Consider the following 16,490-nt stretch of genomic DNA (forward strand, 5'->3'; position numbering starts at 1 on the left):
CGCTGCCCCTACCAGGTCCTGGGCCTGGTGCTGCCGACCGCCGACTTCTGGGAGCTGCTGCAGGCCGACCCCGCCGCATTGACGCAACAACTGTCAACCCAACAGGATGGCGGATGAGACAGTGCCCCGCATGTCACCGGATGTCGCGACGCAAGTCCTAGCGGCCGGAGAAATTCCGCGAATTGACCACGAATCCTCGCAGGCGCCGCAGCTACCGGCGGTTAGACTGGGATCCGTGCGAGGCCCGCGCGGCCCCGCTTCGAGATCTTTCTTTTCCCCCCCAACCCCTCACCGGGGCGTTTTCCAAACGAAGCAATAGGTGAGGCGTTTCCCCGACCCGCCGGGCGGTTCGCAAACCGAGCAATAGGCGGGGCCGTCGCGAGGCGGCGTTATCAACATGCCTTGCGGCCGACCTCAGAGGAGGCGTGCCGTGCGGCCGGCTGTGCCGAGGTCCGATCGCATCCCGAACAGAAAGGAGGGCCGGGCGCCAAGTACAGCATCATGCAGGAGTGACTATGTCACGCTACAAGTTCAAGGGGAGAGATCCCCGCCACACCATCGTCATCGGCTGGGACAACCCGCTGGAGACCTTCTTCGCCCAGGTCTGGGACGGAGAGCCGGCGGACGACGACGGAGTGGAACTCTGGGTCGGTTGCGAGATCGGCGAGATCGAGGACGTCGAAGAGCTCGTCGAGATCGTCGCGCCGTATGCCGAGATCCCAGCCGAGGTCGTCGCCAAGCTGGTCGAAGACCAGCGGAGCTGGATATCGGCCAGACTCAAGTTGATCCGGCGATGACGCGATAGGCGTACCGGGGGAGGGCGGACAACGTTCCGCCTTCCCCCTCTTCGCTTTCCCGCGGCATCGCTTCCGCTGCAGCATCCACAGAGGCGCATCATCAGCGGGGCGCCGGCTCGAACGGTTCCATGTGGATCGACGCCCCGGTCACGGCGGGGACCGCGCGTCGGATGGCGGACTTGACCTTCCCGCTGATCACGTGCGCCTCGTGCAGGGAGATCGCGGGGTCGGCCTGGACGTGCAGGTCGACGAAGTACTCCATGCCGAACTTCCGCACGCGCAGCTTCTCGGTCGCGAGCACGCCCTCGACCTCCCGCGACGCCTGCTCGATCCGGTCCAGGATCGGCCCGTCCGGCATCCGGTCGAGCAGGTCCTGAGCCGCCGGGCGGAGCAGGCGCAGGCCGTTGGCGGCGATGATGGCCGAGGCGACCAGCGCCGCCCAGTCGTCGGCGGACTCCCAGCCCGGACCGCCCCAGATCGCGAGCGCAATGCCGACGAACGCCGCGGCCGAGGTGAGCGCGTCGCTGCGGTGATGCCAGGCATCCGCCTTGACCGCCGTGCTCCCCGTCTCGTCGCCCACCGCGAAGACCCGGCGGAACAAGACCTCCTTCACCAGCACGACCCCCGCGACGACGGCCAGGGTGAACGGGGCGGGGACTTGGTGCGGCGTGAGGATCTCTCGGACGGCGACGACGGCGATGCTCAGCGCCGCGCCGAGTAGCATCAGCGCGACGACCGCCGCGGCGAGCGGCTCGGCCTTGCCGTGCCCGTAGGGGTACGCCTCGTCGGCCGGCCGGGCGGCCCGACGCAGGCCGCCCCAGACGATGAGCGAGGAGAAGATGTCGGTCGACGATTCGACCGCGTCGGCGACGAGCGCGTACGAGTTGCCGACGATCCCCGCGAGCAGCTTCGCGACGACCAGGCCGGCGTTCACCAGAAGGCCTACCTGCGCCGCGCGGATTCCACTGACGATGCTGCCATTCATGCTTCGAACCATATTTTCCTCATCCGAGCTGTCGACGCTCGAGAGCCTCACCCCTGAGCAGGCCGTCCGGTGACCCTTTCGAACTCGATGGAGGCCAGCGCCGCCTCCTCCAGCGCCCTGGCAAACTCGACCCGCGCCCCGAGGAGGCTCCGCTGCGCCTCGAGCATGGAAGCGATCGGCAGTTCGCCCGCCCGGTACGCCTGGCGGACGAGCTCGAGGTTTTGCTCCCGCTCGGGCAGGATCTCCGCCTCATACAGCCGGCAGACGGCGAGCGTCGAGGCGAGCCGCTCATGCGCCGCGCGGGTCGCCTGCGTCGCCTCGACGAGGAGGGCGGAGAGGAGCTCCTCCGCCTGCCGGTGGGCGAGCGCCGCCTTCGCGATCTGGGCCCGATTCTGGTCGAACAGCGGGATCTCCAGCGCGAGGCTCGGCCCCAGGATCGCGCCCGACGAACCGCCTCCCTCTCCGGTTCGCTCCTCCGGCCGCTCGTAGGCGGCACCCAGGCCAAGGAGCGAAAGGAACCCGAGCCGCTCGTAGCGGAGCGTGGCCTGCGCCGCCTCCACCGCCCGCCTCGCCGCGGCGATGTCGAGGCGGCCGTGCGGGATCCGCGCCAGCACCTCCTCCAGGGCTGGAGGAGTCGCGTCGGGCCGCGAAAGCGACTCGGAGAGCACCAGTTCCGCCGGGGGCGTGATCAGGCCGAGGCGGCCCGCCAGTTCCGCGCGTCGCTCGAAGGCGGCGAGCGACGCCGAGCGGAGCGCCACCTCGGCCGAGGAGAGCTCGGCGCGGGCAAAACCGACGTCGATGCCGCTCCCCTCGCCGCCCTTCCTGCGGGCAAGGGCCAGTTCGAGGAAGCGGGCGGCGATCTCGCGGTTCTCGCTGGCGATCGTCGCCAGCCGGTCCCCCGCGGCGGCCCGCACGTAGGCAGCCTTCGCCCCGTACGCCAGGCCGCTCACCTCGCGCGCGACCGCGACGATTGCCCGCCTGAGAGAGGCCTCCGACGCGCGCCTGCGGGATGGCAGCCGCCACAGCTCCGCGACATTCTGCAGGAGGCTCGCCTCGAGGTTCGCGCTCCCGCCGCCCGAGGGGAAGCGGAGCGCCATGGCGAGCGAGGGATTCTCCGGGAAGCTCGCCTGGGCGAACTCCGCGCGAGAGATGCCCGCGTCCAGCAGCACCGCGCGGAGCCGCGGGCTGTGCCGCAAGGCGATCGCGACCGATTCGTCCGCCGTGAGCCCACCTTCGAGGATCTTGCTCACCTGGCCCTCGGCGTCGCGTTCGTCGCCGGGCAGGCCAAGCTCGGGATGGCCGGTCGCCCGGGCGACCAGCCTCCCCACCTCCTGGTAGTCGGGCCTGGGGTCCAGCGACGCACACCCTTGCAGGGTGGCGACCAAGACGATCATCGAGCCGAGGAGCGTTTTGCTGATCCGTTTCATGTCCCTCAGGTGTGTGCTGCTACCGGTTCGTGCCAGGCAAGCTCCCCGCGACTCGCGGCGGGCTCGCGCGCCGCCGGTCGGCCGAAGCGGAGGTAGAGTGCCGGGAGCACGATCATGTTGAGCGCCGTCGAGGAGAGGAGGCCGAAGAGGATGACGATCGCCATCGGCGTCTGGATCTCGCTGCCGGGCTTCCCGCCGCCGAGCGCCAACGGCACGAGCGCCAGCCCGGCGCAGAGCGCGGTCATGAGGATCGGGGCGAGCCGCTCCATCGCCCCCCGGTAGACCGCCTCGCCGAGGTCCGTCACCCCGTCGAAGAGCTGCAGGTGGCGGATGTGGGAGACGAGCATGATGCCGTTCCGCGTGGCGATGCCGAAGAGCGTGATGAAGCCGACGAGCGAGGCAATCGAGACCACGCCGCCCGAGAGGTAGAGCCCGAGGACGCCGCCGATGAGCGCAAACGGCAGGTTCGCCATCACCAGCAGCGCATCGCGGGCCGAGCCGAACGACAGGTTCAGCAGGAAGGCGATGCCCAGGACGACCACGGCGCCCAGGACGGCCAGCAGCCGCGTCGTCTCCGCGGCGCTCTCGAACTGGCCGCCGTACTCGATGTAGTAGCCCTCGTACTGCCCGCGGCCGAATGGCACCGCGGCCGCGACCCTCGCGCGGATGTCCTCGACGACGCCGCCGAGATCGCGGCCGGAGACGTTGGCCATCACCACGATCTTCCGCTGCACGTTCTCCCGGCTGATCTGGTTCGGCCCCGTGCTCCGCTCGATCCGCGCCAGCGCCTTGAGCGGCACCTTCGCCCCGCCCGGCGTGTCCACCGGGAGGTTCTGGATGGCCTCGGGGGTGATCTCCCTCGGGTCGCCGACCCGGACCACGAGGTCGAACGCGTTCTGCCCCTCGAGGACCTGCGAGACCGCCTCGCCCCGGAACGCCGTCTCGACCGTCGACGCCACCTCCGCGACCGTCAGCCCGTGCCGGGCGATCGCCTCCCGATCGAAGCGGACCTTCAGGACCGGGATGTCCACCTGCTGCTCGACCGAGAGGTCGACCACCCCGGGGACGGCCGAGGCCTGCTCCCGCACCGCCTCGGCAAGCGTCCGGAGCTTGTACAGGTCGTCCCCGAAGATCTTCAGCGCGATGTTCGCCCTGGTGCCCGAGAGCATGTGGTCGATCCGGTGCGAGATGGGCTGCCCGATCGTGATGTTCATCCCCGGGACGAGCGAGAAGTCCTCGCGGAGCGCCGCGAGGAACGCCCCCTTGTCCCGCCCTTCGGCCAGCCGGAAGGAGACGTCGAGCTCGGCCGCCTCGACCCCCTGGGCGTGCTCGTCGAGCTCCGCCCGGCCGGTCCGCCTCGCCACCCCCGTCACCTCGGGGCGGGAGAGGAGCACCCGCTCGACCACCCGCCCCAGCTCGTCCGACTGCGCAAGCGAGGTCCCGGGGAGCGTCACGGCGCTGATCGTGAGCGATCCCTCGTTGAACTCCGGCAGGAACGATTGCCCGACGCGCGGCAGGTAGAGCAGCGCCCCGAGCAGGAGCAGCGCCGCCGGGGCGTAGACGAGGCCCGGGTGCCTGAGCGCCCGGGCGAGGACCGGCGAGTACAGCCGCTTGCAGGCGGAGACGATGCGGGGTTCGTGCTCGACCAGGACCGCCCGGCTCTCCGGCAGGAGGAGGGAGCAGAGGGCCGGGGTGAGCGTCAGCGCCACGACCAGCGACGCGAAGAGCGAGACGATGTAGGCCAGGCCGAGCGGCTGCAGGAGCCGACCCTCGACGCCGCCCAGGAAGAACAGCGGCAGGAACACGAGCAGGATGATGAAGGTCGCGAACACCACCGAGGCGCGCACCTCCAGGCTCGCCTGATACACGACCACCAGCGGGTGGCGCCGCCGATCCTCCGGCAGGCGGGCGTTCTCGCGCAGCCTGCGGAAGACGTTCTCGACGTCGATGATTGCATCGTCGACGAGCTCGCCGATGGCGATCGCCATCCCGCCGAGGGTCATCGTGTTGATCGTCGCGCCGAGGGCCTTCAGGACCAGCACGGCGGAGACGAGCGACAGCGGGATCGCCAGCAGCGTGATGAAGCTCGCCCGCAGGTTCGCCAAGAACAGCATCACGATGACGACCACGAGGATGCCGCCGTCCCGGAGCGCATGCTCGACGTTCCGGATCGCCGTCTCGATGAACTCCGCCTGGCGGAAGATGTCCCGGTTGATCGCCATCCCCTCGGGGAGCGATCGCTCAATCTCGTCGAGCGTGCGATCGAGGGCCCGCGTGAGCTCGAGCGTATTGGCCCCCGGCTGCTTCTGGATCCCAAGGATCACCGCCGGCTCGCCCTGGGCCGAGCCCTCGCCCCGCTTGATCGCCTCCCCGATCTGCACCACGCCCAGCTGCCCGACCAGGATGGGCACGCCGTCGCGGACGGCGACGACCGTCTGGGCGATGTCCGCCGGCGTGCGCACTCGGCCGAGGCCCTGGATGAGGAGCTCCTGCCCGCCCTGGACCAGGAACCCGGCCGAGGCGTTCTGGTTGGTCCCGGCAAGCTGCCTGGCCACCTCGGCGACCGAGAGCCGGTAGGCCTGGAGCCGCGCGGGGGAGAGCACCACCTGGTACTGCTTCTCGCCGCCGCCGATGGGGGTCACCTGGGAGACGCCGGGCACGGACAGGAGCCGCCGACGGACCACGGTGCTCGCGACGGTGCGGAGCTCGATGCCGCTGTGCCGGTCCGAGGTGAGCGCGAGGAAGAGGATCTCCCCCATGATGGACGAGATCGGCGCGAGGATCGGCTTCTCGACCTCCGGCGGCAGCCCGCCGGCCACCAGGCTCAGCTTCTCCGTCACGACCTGCCGCGCGGTGTAGATGTCCGTGCCCCAGTCGAACTCGACCCAGACTACGGAGATGCCGACGGCCGTCGAGGAGCGGACGCGGCGCACGTTCGCCGCGCCGTTGAGCGCCGCCTCGATCGGGAAGGTGACGAGGGTCTCGACCTCGACCGGGGCCATGCCGTGGGCCTCGGTGATGACCGTCACGGTCGGCGCGGTGAGATCCGGGAAGACGTCCACCGGCATCCTTGAGGCGACGTAGCCCCCGGCCGCGAGCAGCAGCACCGAGAGCACGATGACCAGGGCCCGGTTGGTGAGCGAAAGGCGGATGATGGCGTTCAGCATCGGGGCTCCCTCCGTCAGTGTGCGTGGCCGTGGGCGGGGATGACGGAGGAGACCGACGCGAGCCGGATCGCGTAGGCGCCCCTCGTGACGACGCGCTCCCCCGGTTCGATCCCGCGCCGCACCTCGACGAAGCCCGAGTCGCGGATGCCGAGCTCCAGGTCGCGCCTCTGGAAATGCTCCCCGTCGAGGAGCACGTAGGCGGTCGGGCGCCCGTCCTCGTCGACGATCGCCGTTTCCGGCACGGCAACCGCCTCCTCCCGGCGCGAGGTCTGGATCGCCACCTCGGCGAACATGCCGACGCGGAGCACCCCCTCGCGGTTCTCCAATTCGTAGCGGACCGGGAGCGTGCGCGTCGCGACGTCGACGACCGAACCCACGTCGATCAACCGGCCACGACCATCTCCGAGGATGTCATAGAGTCGGTCCGGGTAGGCGGCGAGCGTCAGGCTCGCGCCTGGCGCCTGCTCGACCCGCTCCAGGTCGAACTCGGAGACCTTCGCCTCGACCCAGACGCGGCCGAGGTCGATGAGCGTGAAGAGCGTGTGCTCCGGGTCGACATACTCGCCCTGCGTCGCCGCCGCGGACGTCACCGTGCCGGCGATGGGCGCGCGGAGCGGGAGGAGGGAGGAGGGGAGCGGCTCGGCGGGGGCGGCCGCCCCCGCGCTCGCGCCCGGATCTCCGCCCCGAGAGGTCGTGCCCGCCAGCGGGGTCAGCCGGCTCTCCTCGTAGATCCGCTTCGCCTCGAGCCGGCCCTGGTACTCGGCCTCCGCCGTGCGGAGCGCACGCTCGGTCTCGTCGAACTGGCGCCGGGAGATTGCGTCGGAGGCGACGAGCGTCTTCTGCCGTTCGTACACGGCCCGCGTGTGGTCAAGCTCGATCTTCGCCTTCCGGATCTCGATTTCCGCCTCGCGGAGCTTCTCCCCCAGGTCCGACTGCAGCACCTGGACGATGGCGACCACCTGCCCGGGCTCGACTCGCTGGCCGACCCGCGGGAACGCCCCGCCCGGCGGCGGGAGCAGCCGGCCGGCGAGCGGCGGGGTGACGACCGCCTTCGCCCCGGCGGCGGGGGTGATCTCCCCGGGTACGATCAGCCGCTCGACCAGCAGCCGCTTCCCCGCGGGCTCCGTGATGAGTCCGATCTTCCACGCCTGCTCCTTGAGGAAGGTGATGGCGCCTTCGGGCTCCTCCTCCGCGTTTTCGGAGGCGGCCTTCAGCGCCGCGGCCGGGCTCGGGTAGACGGCGACCGGGACGCGGATCGTGCCGCTCGCCTGGGGGCCCTCCAGCACCAGGCTCAGCTCGCTGGTCCCCGCCTCCGGGAAGGCGATGGTCGGCCCGTAGATGCCGGGGGTTTTGGGCCCCTCCTGGACGACCGTGACCGACTTCCCGCCGGGGCCCTTCGCCGTGGCGGTCAGCGTCCCGGCCCGGATCGGCATCCCGTCGGCGAGGACCGTGAGGTGGACGTTGAACTTCGCCCCCTGGCCCACGACGAGGTAGGGGTGCTCCATGAAGAGCTCCAGGCCGCCGGAGGCGAGGGTGACCGACTCGGTCGGCGCCTCCGCCTCCGCAAGTTGCGACCCTTCGTCGTGTCCCGCGGAGTCGTGGGGGTGGGCATGCTCGGCGGATTCGTGCGCGTGGTCGTGCTCGTGGCCGCAGCCGAGCGTGAGCATGAATGCGCCCAGGGCGGCGATGAGGGAGCCTCCTCGCCGGCCGAGCGGGATGAGTCGTCGGGATGTCATGTCGTTCTCTTGCCTGAATTCTGCCGATGTGGGGGACCGCCAGCGACGCAGCGCCACCCCTGGGGCGGTGCCGGCCACTTAACGCCGAGGAGACGCGGCGCAGACGGACATCAGCAGCGGAGAACGACGCCCCGGGAGCGCGGAGTGAGCGCCATTGCGGAGCGGACGGAGTCCGGGCTCGTGCGCGAGGAGAAGGCGAGGATCCGGGCGTCGCCCAGCGGTGAGACGAGGGCCGGGACCGGGTCGTACCAGACCGGCCGGGCCTCCGGCCGGTCGACGAGGGAGAAGTCCCGGGCCGAGACCGACGCGACGTGCGGCTCGGTGAAGGGGAAGGAGCCGCCGGGGGAGACCTGGGATCCGGCCGAGGGGATGGTCACCAGGAGGCCGAAGAAGACGCCGTGGAAGTGATGGAACGAGCCGGAGAGGGTGGGCTCCGCCTCGTGGTCATGCTCCGCGTGTTCGTGGGCGCGCCGGTGGTCGTCGGAGAGGAGTGCCGGGTGCCAGTGGTCGGCGTCGAGGCCGCCGTGGCTGTGCCCGAAGCTCGGCGCCGAGCAGAGGCTTGCGGCCAGCGTGACGAGCGCCAGCAGGAACCGCAGCGGGCTGGTGAATCGGGCTCGGCGCATCGTTGTCTGGAATCTCGGCTGGATGACCCTCATTCAACCCCTAAGCCTAATGGCCATCGCTCTTAGCGTCAAGTGTATGCGTCGAACCCCGCTCCCCGGTGCTTGAGTCGCTCGCCTGGCGACTGTTCTCTGAGCAAGCCTGGGGGCGGCGGAGCAAGGCATGATGCCCCTGCCGCACCGCCGCATGGCAGGGGATTCAGAGCTGCTCCTCGACGTCGCGCCGGCCGTGGAGCACGCGAACGATCTCGATCCCCCCGGCTGCCTCCCGGTAGAACACCACGAAGGACTCGATCGGGAAGCTTCGCAGGCCGGGTCCAAGTACGGGACGCTCCCGGCCCATCTCGGGATGCTCGGCCAGCGTCTGCAATGTGTCGTTCAGTTTGTCGAGCAGCCGGTCGGCCGCTTCCAGGTTATCTTCGGCGATGTACGCCCAGATCTCGATCAGGTCCCGCTCCGCCGCCGCGGAGCGAACAATTCTTCCCATCAGTCCTCATCGGCGTCGACCCGCGAGATGCTGCCTGCCCCTGGCCTTGATCGACTCGATGTCGAGCAGGTCGGATTCCCCTCGCTCCAGTTGCTCGAGGCCGAGGTTGATGTCGCCCTGGAGCTGCTTCAGCCGCAACTCGTGCAGCCGATCGCGCTCCTCGAGGAGCCTGAGCGCCTCGCGTACGACCTCGCTCGCGGTCAGGTACCTGCCCGACGCAACTTTCTCGCGGACGAACTCTTCAAGTTCGTTCGTTAGTGAAATGTTCATTTCAATTCACTGGGGCCTCCGCCTGCCCGGGCCGGGTCCCCGGCGGCGATCGACGCGCCGCAGGACCACTCCGAACAGTCGGGAAGTGCTCTTGATCGAGCCTCCATCAGCCCGGAGCGCGCCCTCAGGGGTTGCGTCGGCGGACTGGTGGGATGCCACACCATGATAATGAGGACATCGTGAAGGAGTTAGCAATTTTTGTCAAATCTTGTTATCCGGGCAAGCAGCTCTGCGCGTGGCCCTGGCCTGGGCGAGTTGGATCGACGGATGCTCGGGATTGCCCGTAAAATCACCCGGTCAAGTCGCGGACGGTCGGGACCCGGTTGAGGCCGCTTCGGCGGGCAACTATAGTGGACACGCGAAGAATGAACCAAATTCGGATCCGACCATGAAGCGAGTAATGCGCTTGATCCTCCCGGCCTGTACGTCCCTGCTCCTGACATCCTCCGCCCTTGCCGAGGGACCGACCATGCAGCAGGTCTGCGACGGCGTCCCGCAACTGATCGAGCAGACCCAGGTCGTGATGAAGCAGGAGCGAGGATGGCGGGAGGTCTACGTCAACAAGATGTGGGGGCGTCTGACATACGATGCAAAGAAGGGCATCGTCACGATGATCGCGAAGTGCATGCAAGAGCTCGAGGCCGTGACCGTCTACGACGGCTACAGCGGCAAGGAGGTCGCATCCTACGGGCCGTGGCAGGGGCTTCAAAGTGCACTGAACGGCGTTCTGGGCTCCGCTCTCTGCGGCGAAGATACTGCTCTACGAACAGTGGTTCTCTGGTTGAACAGCGAGTGGTACGACCCGAGGTCGCGGGACTGCAAATCGGGATTATGAAGTTGAGAAGGCTTTCAATTGAGGCGGTCCTGGTCATTCTCCTCGCCTGGACCAGCCAGGCTGGAGCGCAGGAATCGGGCAAGAAGGTCGAGGTGCGTGGGCTCTCCTTCGGCGCCGATGAAGCGACAATCCGCAGGGCCGAGAAGTCCAAGTTCGTCCGCGAGCGGCGAATCGGTGCGGTCAAGATCCTCCATTACTCGGACTCGCTCCTCGGGGAACCGGTGGCCGTCGGCTATCGGCTCCTGAACGGTGCCCTCTACGAGATTCGCTACATCTTCGAGAGGCCGGGCGGCTGTTCGCATTCTTTGTCCCTCTACGAGAAGCTTCATGCCGAGCTGGCGGTTAAGTACGGCGAACCGAAGGCCAAGTCCTTCGACGACGAACGCAAGTGTATAAGGATTACCGAGTGGAACTACAGCGGGGACGGCCGACCGACCACGATATACGTCGGCCTTGACGGCACCAAACATCGAAGCTCTCTCGCCGTATTTTACTTCGACCAAGAGCAGGCTGCCCGCGTCGACGCCGCCCAGGACGCCGTGGACGAGGGTAAGCTCTGAAGCCCGGGAGCACGACATCGGGACAGACGCGACTCGCCCAACCATCTCTCCTCTTCTACCCGACCAAAAATAAACGGGCGTTGCCCTCCGGGCCCGGGCTGCTCCGGGCTGCGCTTGCGCTCCGGTCCCGCCTGCGGCGTGACTGCTGCGCACCCTGCACATCCCTAACGCGCAAATAGCGCCGTCGCTGCGCTCCGCCGGCTTGTCCCGGCTCCGATCCTCTGCGCCGGCGGGGCTACCCCCCAATCCCGCTCCGCGGGAGTTGCCCGCCCCGTTGCCCCCGGTCGATTCCTGCTCCGCAGGACATCGACCTGCCACGCCCCGCGCGGGCCTCGCTGATTCCCGCTCGCGCGGGAGATGCTCTCGGCCCGCTCCCCGCCGCTGTCGACGGGCCCGGCCCGGGGCCCGCCGCCCGACCCCCTCGACGCAGGCCGCGCGGCCGTCAAGGTCCGCTCCGCTCTCCACCTGGACGGCCGCCCGGCCTGCCCGCCCCATCCCCGCCGTCGGTCGCCCGGGCCCGCGCCGTCCCCGAGGTTTCTGGTTGTTGCCACCGGGGCGGAGCTGGACCCCGGGGGGTTCCATCAGCTCCGCCCCGGCGGCAACAACATGCCGCCCGGCGGCCTATGACGAACCGGCGCCCCCGCGGACATGGGGCGCCCAACGAAGGCAACGACCATGAAAGAAGGAAGAGACCTGAACGCACTGCTGGCGGAAGTCCTGCGGCAATCGGAGACCAAGCACGATTACCTCGCGCCGTCCCGCTGCCTGGCCGTCACGACGTCCGAGGCGGGGACGTCGCTTGAGCTTGCAACGACCCGAGACCTCGCCCCGCTGCCGCTCAAGGACACCGCCCACGGGCAGCTTGCCGAGCGGTTGGGCATCCCCAAGGTGTACTACGACCGGATGCGGGAGGAGGCGCCGACGCTGTTTGACGCAAACGTGAACCACTGGCTTGCCTCGAGCGAGGACCGGCGGTTGGTCCGCACCCTCGACGGCCGCGCCCGGGCCATCCTCTCGGACCGCTACCGGGTGCTCGACAACCTCGACCTGGCCAGCGTCGCCGTGCCGGTGCTCCAGGACCACGGCTTCGAACTCGTGAGCGCCGAGCTGACCGAGAAGAAGCTCTATCTCAAGGCGACCACGCCCAAGATTCAGGCCGAGGTGAGGCGAGGGGACGTGGTGCAGGCCGGGGTGGTCATCAGCAATTCCGAGGTCGGGCACGGCACGCTCAAAATCGAGCCGCTCCTGTTCTTCCTCGTCTGCACCAACGGCCTGGTGATGCCCGAGGCGGCGATGCGCCGCCAGCACGTCGGCCGCCACATCGGCGACCTGGAGGGCGGGGAGCGGTACTACCTCGACGAGACGCGGCAGGCCGATGACCTGGCCTTCTGGCTGAAGGTGCGCGACACGCTGGTCGGCACGCTCCGGGAGCCGGCCTTCCTCCGCCACCTGGAGACGCTGAAGGGCGCCACCGAGCAGCCGATTCAAGCCGACCCGTTCGAGGTGGTCGAGGTGACCGCGCGGCGCTTCCGCCTCGCCGAGGCGGAGAAGAACGGCGTGTTGAGGCACCTGCTCGCCGGCCACAACGGCCGGGTCGAGCTGAACAAGTACGGCCTGATGCAGGCGGTGACACGGGCGAGCAAGGACGTCGACGACTACGACCGCGCCACGGAACTGGAGCAGCTCGGCGGGCAGATCATCGAATTGCCGCCGAGCCAGTGGAAGCTGATTGCCGAGGCGAGGGCCTAGCCGACGAACGCCGACGACGCCGGCCGGCCACGCGCCGGCCGGCACTCCCGAATGAATCACCCAGTAGAGGAATGACCATGACCCTGAGACTTGCAGGCGACAACGAAGAAGAGTTCAACGCGATTCGGCCCGACCGGCCGGCCAAGGTGTGCGGCCGCGGCGACATCCGCGCCCGAATCTGGGCCGACCCGACCCCGTGGGGCGACGTCGAATGGCGGGTGTCCTTCGCCCGCTTCAGCCCCGACCGCCCCGCCGTCATCTACACGCACGCCTTCGAGCGCGACGAGCTCGCCGACCTCATCCAGGCGACCTTCGACGCCCGGCGGTGGATTGCCCGGGCCGAGCGGCGCATCCGGCGCTATCGGCGCGGGCCGCTTTCATGGTTCTGAACTGATGATACAGGGGGCCGGGCGGCGGGCCCGGCCCCACCCCCGGACGGCGAGGCGGCGGGCGATGGAGATTGTCCCGTACGCTCGTCGTTTTTTCGCGCGGGCCGGGGTTCCCGATCGCGTGCGCGATCAGGAGACCCCGGCCCGCTCCCCGCCGCACCGCACGCCGTGCGGTGCTCCCCCTTGGCATTCCCCGGTACGTGCGTACCAGGGAGATGCCTCCCGCGGGATTCCCGACCGCTGCGCGGTCAGGACATCCCGCCCCCGCCGGGCTGGCGCATCGCCCTGCGGGCGATTCGGCATGTCGGCGGCTTCCCTGCGGTCGGCCGCTGGCGAGACAGGGCATCTCCGGCAATTCCGCCGATCGCTTGGCCAGTGGCCGGGCAAAAGTATATACATCCTAATTTGGAAACAGCAGAGCGTCAGAGGGCCATTCCAGGCAGGTTCTCGCTTGCCTAGTACAGAACAAAGTAAATGAGCATTTTAGAATTAAAATAATTCAAAGTAGCGCACAGTAAATTTTGATTTCGGATATCTTCCACATAACGCTTACGGCATTCCTAATCGTCGCCACCTTGGCCTTGCTTCCGGCCGCCTATTCGGTTGCCTCCGTCATTCTGATTGTAACATCAAGTTTGGCCATGAAAACGGCGCATTTCCTGGTCGTCGCTATCATGAGCATATTCGAGGAAGTTTGCATTTCCGTTTTAGAGTTCATCTGCGGCGTATGCATTGTTCTCCTGGAGATTGTTTCCGCAGTGTGGCGGCTGATCACCAATCCGCGGCGACTCGCAACGGTAGTGCTCGCGGTAGTGCTCGCGGTGGTGTTCCTTGTGGTGAGCCCCTTCGCTCTTCTGCTCGCAGTCGTCTCTGCTCGAGATGCGTTCTATCTCTCGAAGGCCTCCGCCGCTACCATCGGAACGTTCGGGGTTGCGGCATACTGCAATGCACTCATATGTTACTACGCGCTGAAAAACGCGATCGAGGTGAACCGCGCGAAATTCCTAGCAACTGCTTTCCTGTGGTCCTTCGTCCTGGCAACAGCTCCTCTCACCGCTGCCGGAATTTTTATTTTCGGAGGTACGCCCTTTGATCGCAAGGATATGACGCAATTGTCGTTGACGCTCCTTAGCTTCGTTGCTTCCGGACTGGGATGGCATGCCATCGCGTTCCAACGTCATCGGCCCTCAATCCAGGCCTTCCTCGAAATGATTGGTACCGCACGGATCTTTCGATCCAAGCTCGCGGAAGAATCCGAAGATCGCATTAAAGAAATCGTACCTGCGACAGATTGATGGCGAGCGCCCAGTGCAAATCGCGCAGTATTCGCAGGGCCGGTCCTCTTACGGATTGAGAGTCGGCAGTCAGTCAGATGTGTCTACGGCCGAGAAACGGGGCCACCACGATCACGCGTGCCGATCATCCGCAAGGCCGCGACGGCCGGCGCATCGGCATCTGCCAGTGGACTGGGAGCGTGGGACAGGGTCGAAACGTCTTACGTCAAGAATCACTTTGAGACCATTCAGGCGTTGCCCTCCGGGCCGGGGTGCTCCGGGCTCCGCTTCCGCTCCGGTCCCGCCTGCGGCGTGACTGCTGCGCACCCTGCACATCCCTAACGCATGGCCGCCCCGCGGCCACCCTGCGGGCCTCGCTGCGCTGCGTCCCGCCCGCCTCCGAGGACGGCCCGGGCGCCGGCAACTCTGGTCGCTGTGCTGCAGCCGTCGCGCCGGGACCTCTCCGCTGCGCTTCGAGAACCCGTCACGCCGCCTGCGGTCGCTCCGCTCCCGCCGTCCCGGTGCCCGCGCCGGGCTGCTTCGTTTTCCCACTGGGTGGGCCTCCAGGCAGGGGCGAGAGGCCCACCCAGCGGGAAAACAACGCGGGGGAGGGTCGAGGTGCGAACGAGACGGGAGCGACGCGCGATGAACGAGATGAACGGGACCAGGACCATCTGCCTCTGCTGCGGGAAGGAGTGGGCCATCGCGGAGGTGGCCGAAGATGACGGCAAGCGATTCATCCGCCGGGGATGCCTCATCGGCGCCTGCCCCGCCTGCGGCGGGACCAGGCCGGAACGGCTGGCGGAGGACGAGCGGCGGAGGCTGGACACCTTCAGCGGGCTTGCCGCCGCCTGCGGCGAGGACCTCGAGGCCTTCGGCTGGTTCCTCGAGGTCTTCAAGGTCATCTAGCGCCTCACGCCGCGCCTCATGCGAGACAACCCGCCGGGCGGCGAGCAAGGCCGCCCGGCCATCATCGGACGGGAGACCATGGCGGGGGAAACGGAGAAATACGACGGATTCAGCAACTACGAGACGTGGGCCGCCTGCGTGCTGCTGACCTACCTCGAGGAGTCGCTCACCTACTGGCTCGCGGAGGCCGAGGCGGTGCGCCGCGAGGTGCGAAGGGCCGGCGGGGACGGGCCCGAGGCGGAGTCCTGCCGGCGCCTGCTCGCCGAGCGGCTGCGGCGGATGGACCGGGCGGGGGGCCGGGGCGAAGCCCTCGGCGTGCGGTGGGAGGAGATTGCCCAGGAACTGCTCGTCGAGCCGCCGCCGGTGCGTCGCGAGCGCTTCCCGCTCGGCCGGCAGGTCATCACTCGCGAGGCGTTCGCCGTCCTGTCGCCGCTCGACGTCTGCGTCGCCATCGTGCTCCACAGCCGCGGGACCTGGGGCGAGCTTGATGAGGACGATTGTGAGGGGAACGAGCGGTCGCTGCGCGAGGGCGGGCGCCTGTTCTCGGCCTACGACGCCAAGGACGGCACCCGCTTCTACGTCGTGACCGAGCATGACCGCTCGGTCACCACCGTGCAACTGGCCGAGGAGTACTGAGCTTACGAACCTGCCGGGCCCCTGGCCCGGCCTTCACCATCCGGGGAGGACCATGGGACAGCAGAGATGTCACCACGAGCAACATCCGGCGACGGGAGACGAAGCGAAGGGCGGCGACGGGCTCGGAGACTATGAGCGGTGGGCGGCGGTCGTGCTGATGGGCTACTACGACTCGCTCCGCGACCTGCTCGCCGAGGCATGCCGGTTACAGGCGGAGGGCGACGGCTTCCAGAAGAGCTGGGGGGCGGCGCTCGCGAGACGGCTCGGGGCCGGACACCTGGCGGTGCCCTGCGGCGGCGCGTTGGTGGACTGGGACGAGGTCATGCGGGCGCTGAAGGCGGCCGGGCTGCCGAGGCGCCGTGCCCTGCTGCCGCTTGGCCGCCACGACGTGACACAGGCCGCCCTCGAGGACCTCACGCCGCTCGACGTCTGCGTCGCCGCCCTGCGCCACGGCCGCGGCGTGTGGGGCGAACTCGACGAGGACTTCCGTGAGGCAAACGAGCGGGGGCTGAGGGAGGGCGAACGGCTCGTCTCCGCCCACCGTGCCCGGGACGGCACGCAGTTCTTTGTCGTCACGGACCCCGACCGCGCGGTCACGAGCGTGATCGTGCCCGCAGAACTCGGCGACTGAAGGACCACCGCCGGGCGG

The 16,490-nt window shown here is 68.6% G+C and carries 16 protein-coding genes; 9 read left to right on the top strand and 7 right to left on the bottom strand.

Going from position 1 to position 16,490, the window contains the following annotated elements:
* Positions 1-515 precede the first annotated feature (515 nt).
* Positions 516-797, top strand: a complete 282-nt coding sequence (locus TsocGM_RS14340) for a hypothetical protein (protein ID WP_126726158.1) — start codon at positions 516-518, stop codon at positions 795-797.
* Positions 798-897: 100 nt separating this feature from the next.
* On the opposite strand, the gene TsocGM_RS14345 is transcribed toward TsocGM_RS14340, so the two are convergent.
* The 7 genes from TsocGM_RS14345 to TsocGM_RS14375 form a co-directional block, all read right to left on the bottom strand.
* Positions 898-1,782, bottom strand: a complete 885-nt coding sequence (locus TsocGM_RS14345; RefSeq protein WP_233578885.1) for a cation diffusion facilitator family transporter — start codon at positions 1,780-1,782, stop codon at positions 898-900.
* A 47-nt stretch (positions 1,783-1,829) separates the two neighbouring features.
* The gene (locus TsocGM_RS14350) at positions 1,830-3,032 is read right to left on the bottom strand and encodes a TolC family protein (protein ID WP_158633567.1); all 1,203 of its coding nucleotides are present in this window, start codon (positions 3,030-3,032) and stop codon (positions 1,830-1,832) included.
* Between the two features lie 182 nt (positions 3,033-3,214).
* Positions 3,215-6,376, bottom strand: coding sequence for an efflux RND transporter permease subunit (locus TsocGM_RS14355; RefSeq protein ID WP_126726161.1), 3,162 nt, complete (start codon positions 6,374-6,376; stop codon positions 3,215-3,217).
* Positions 6,377-6,390: 14 nt separating this feature from the next.
* Positions 6,391-8,112, bottom strand: a complete 1,722-nt coding sequence (locus tag TsocGM_RS14360; RefSeq protein ID WP_126726162.1) for an efflux RND transporter periplasmic adaptor subunit — start codon at positions 8,110-8,112, stop codon at positions 6,391-6,393.
* A 110-nt stretch (positions 8,113-8,222) separates the two neighbouring features.
* Positions 8,223-8,735 (bottom strand): hypothetical protein, encoded by a 513-nt coding sequence (locus TsocGM_RS14365; protein ID WP_126726163.1) that lies wholly within the window; start codon positions 8,733-8,735, stop codon positions 8,223-8,225.
* A gap of 196 nt (positions 8,736-8,931) precedes the next feature.
* On the bottom strand, positions 8,932-9,219 hold the full coding sequence (locus tag TsocGM_RS14370; protein ID WP_126726164.1) for a type II toxin-antitoxin system RelE/ParE family toxin: 288 nt from the start codon (positions 9,217-9,219) through the stop codon (positions 8,932-8,934).
* Between the two features lie 6 nt (positions 9,220-9,225).
* Positions 9,226-9,489 carry a type II toxin-antitoxin system ParD family antitoxin gene (locus TsocGM_RS14375; protein WP_126726165.1) on the bottom strand — a complete coding sequence of 88 codons (264 nt, stop codon included), beginning with the start codon at positions 9,487-9,489 and terminating at the stop codon, positions 9,226-9,228.
* Between the two features lie 469 nt (positions 9,490-9,958).
* On the opposite strand from TsocGM_RS14375, the gene TsocGM_RS14380 reads away from it, so the two are divergent.
* The 8 genes from TsocGM_RS14380 to TsocGM_RS26070 all read left to right on the top strand — a co-directional run bounded on the left by TsocGM_RS14380 (position 9,959) and on the right by TsocGM_RS26070 (position 16,472).
* On the top strand, positions 9,959-10,324 hold the full coding sequence (locus TsocGM_RS14380; protein WP_126726166.1) for a hypothetical protein: 366 nt from the start codon (positions 9,959-9,961) through the stop codon (positions 10,322-10,324).
* Between the two features lie 2 nt (positions 10,325-10,326).
* Positions 10,327-10,884, top strand: a complete 558-nt coding sequence (locus tag TsocGM_RS14385) for a hypothetical protein (RefSeq protein ID WP_126726167.1) — start codon at positions 10,327-10,329, stop codon at positions 10,882-10,884.
* Between the two features lie 675 nt (positions 10,885-11,559).
* The gene (locus tag TsocGM_RS14390) at positions 11,560-12,633 is read left to right on the top strand and encodes a DUF932 domain-containing protein (RefSeq protein WP_126726168.1); all 1,074 of its coding nucleotides are present in this window, start codon (positions 11,560-11,562) and stop codon (positions 12,631-12,633) included.
* A gap of 71 nt (positions 12,634-12,704) precedes the next feature.
* On the top strand, positions 12,705-13,022 hold the full coding sequence (locus TsocGM_RS14395; RefSeq protein ID WP_126726169.1) for a hypothetical protein: 318 nt from the start codon (positions 12,705-12,707) through the stop codon (positions 13,020-13,022).
* A 641-nt stretch (positions 13,023-13,663) separates the two neighbouring features.
* Positions 13,664-14,317 (top strand): hypothetical protein, encoded by a 654-nt coding sequence (locus TsocGM_RS14400; RefSeq protein ID WP_126726170.1) that lies wholly within the window; start codon positions 13,664-13,666, stop codon positions 14,315-14,317.
* Between the two features lie 624 nt (positions 14,318-14,941).
* The gene (locus TsocGM_RS14405) at positions 14,942-15,205 is read left to right on the top strand and encodes a hypothetical protein (RefSeq protein ID WP_126726171.1); all 264 of its coding nucleotides are present in this window, start codon (positions 14,942-14,944) and stop codon (positions 15,203-15,205) included.
* Positions 15,206-15,283: 78 nt separating this feature from the next.
* Positions 15,284-15,841: a hypothetical protein gene (locus TsocGM_RS14410; protein WP_126726172.1), complete on the top strand. Its 558-nt coding sequence runs from the start codon at positions 15,284-15,286 to the stop codon at positions 15,839-15,841.
* A 52-nt stretch (positions 15,842-15,893) separates the two neighbouring features.
* Positions 15,894-16,472 carry a hypothetical protein gene (locus TsocGM_RS26070; RefSeq protein WP_158633568.1) on the top strand — a complete coding sequence of 193 codons (579 nt, stop codon included), beginning with the start codon at positions 15,894-15,896 and terminating at the stop codon, positions 16,470-16,472.
* The last annotated feature ends 18 nt before the right edge of the window (positions 16,473-16,490 follow it).

Source organism: Tautonia sociabilis, assembly GCF_003977685.1.
In the GTDB taxonomy this organism is placed as follows: Bacteria; Planctomycetota; Planctomycetia; order Isosphaerales; family Isosphaeraceae; genus Tautonia; species Tautonia sociabilis.

Bases quoted from the DNA above. Each gene is read 5' to 3' on its own strand.
- TsocGM_RS14410 (WP_126726172.1), top strand. From the start codon at position 15,284: ATGGCGGGGGAAACGGAGAAATACGACGGATTCAGCAACTACGAGACG.
- TsocGM_RS14405 (WP_126726171.1), top strand. From the start codon at position 14,942: ATGAACGAGATGAACGGGACCAGGACCATCTGCCTCTGCTGCGGGAAG.
- TsocGM_RS14390 (WP_126726168.1), top strand. From the start codon at position 11,560: ATGAAAGAAGGAAGAGACCTGAACGCACTGCTGGCGGAAGTCCTGCGG.
- TsocGM_RS14345 (WP_233578885.1), bottom strand. From the start codon at position 1,782: ATGAATGGCAGCATCGTCAGTGGAATCCGCGCGGCGCAGGTAGGCCTT.
- TsocGM_RS14400 (WP_126726170.1), top strand. From the start codon at position 13,664: ATGAAAACGGCGCATTTCCTGGTCGTCGCTATCATGAGCATATTCGAG.
- TsocGM_RS14365 (WP_126726163.1), bottom strand. From the start codon at position 8,735: ATGCGCCGAGCCCGATTCACCAGCCCGCTGCGGTTCCTGCTGGCGCTC.
- TsocGM_RS14395 (WP_126726169.1), top strand. From the start codon at position 12,705: ATGACCATGACCCTGAGACTTGCAGGCGACAACGAAGAAGAGTTCAAC.
- TsocGM_RS26070 (WP_158633568.1), top strand. From the start codon at position 15,894: ATGGGACAGCAGAGATGTCACCACGAGCAACATCCGGCGACGGGAGAC.
- TsocGM_RS14380 (WP_126726166.1), top strand. From the start codon at position 9,959: ATGCAGCAGGTCTGCGACGGCGTCCCGCAACTGATCGAGCAGACCCAG.
- TsocGM_RS14360 (WP_126726162.1), bottom strand. From the start codon at position 8,112: ATGACATCCCGACGACTCATCCCGCTCGGCCGGCGAGGAGGCTCCCTC.
- TsocGM_RS14370 (WP_126726164.1), bottom strand. From the start codon at position 9,219: ATGGGAAGAATTGTTCGCTCCGCGGCGGCGGAGCGGGACCTGATCGAG.
- TsocGM_RS14340 (WP_126726158.1), top strand. From the start codon at position 516: ATGTCACGCTACAAGTTCAAGGGGAGAGATCCCCGCCACACCATCGTC.
- TsocGM_RS14355 (WP_126726161.1), bottom strand. From the start codon at position 6,376: ATGCTGAACGCCATCATCCGCCTTTCGCTCACCAACCGGGCCCTGGTC.
- TsocGM_RS14375 (WP_126726165.1), bottom strand. From the start codon at position 9,489: ATGAACATTTCACTAACGAACGAACTTGAAGAGTTCGTCCGCGAGAAA.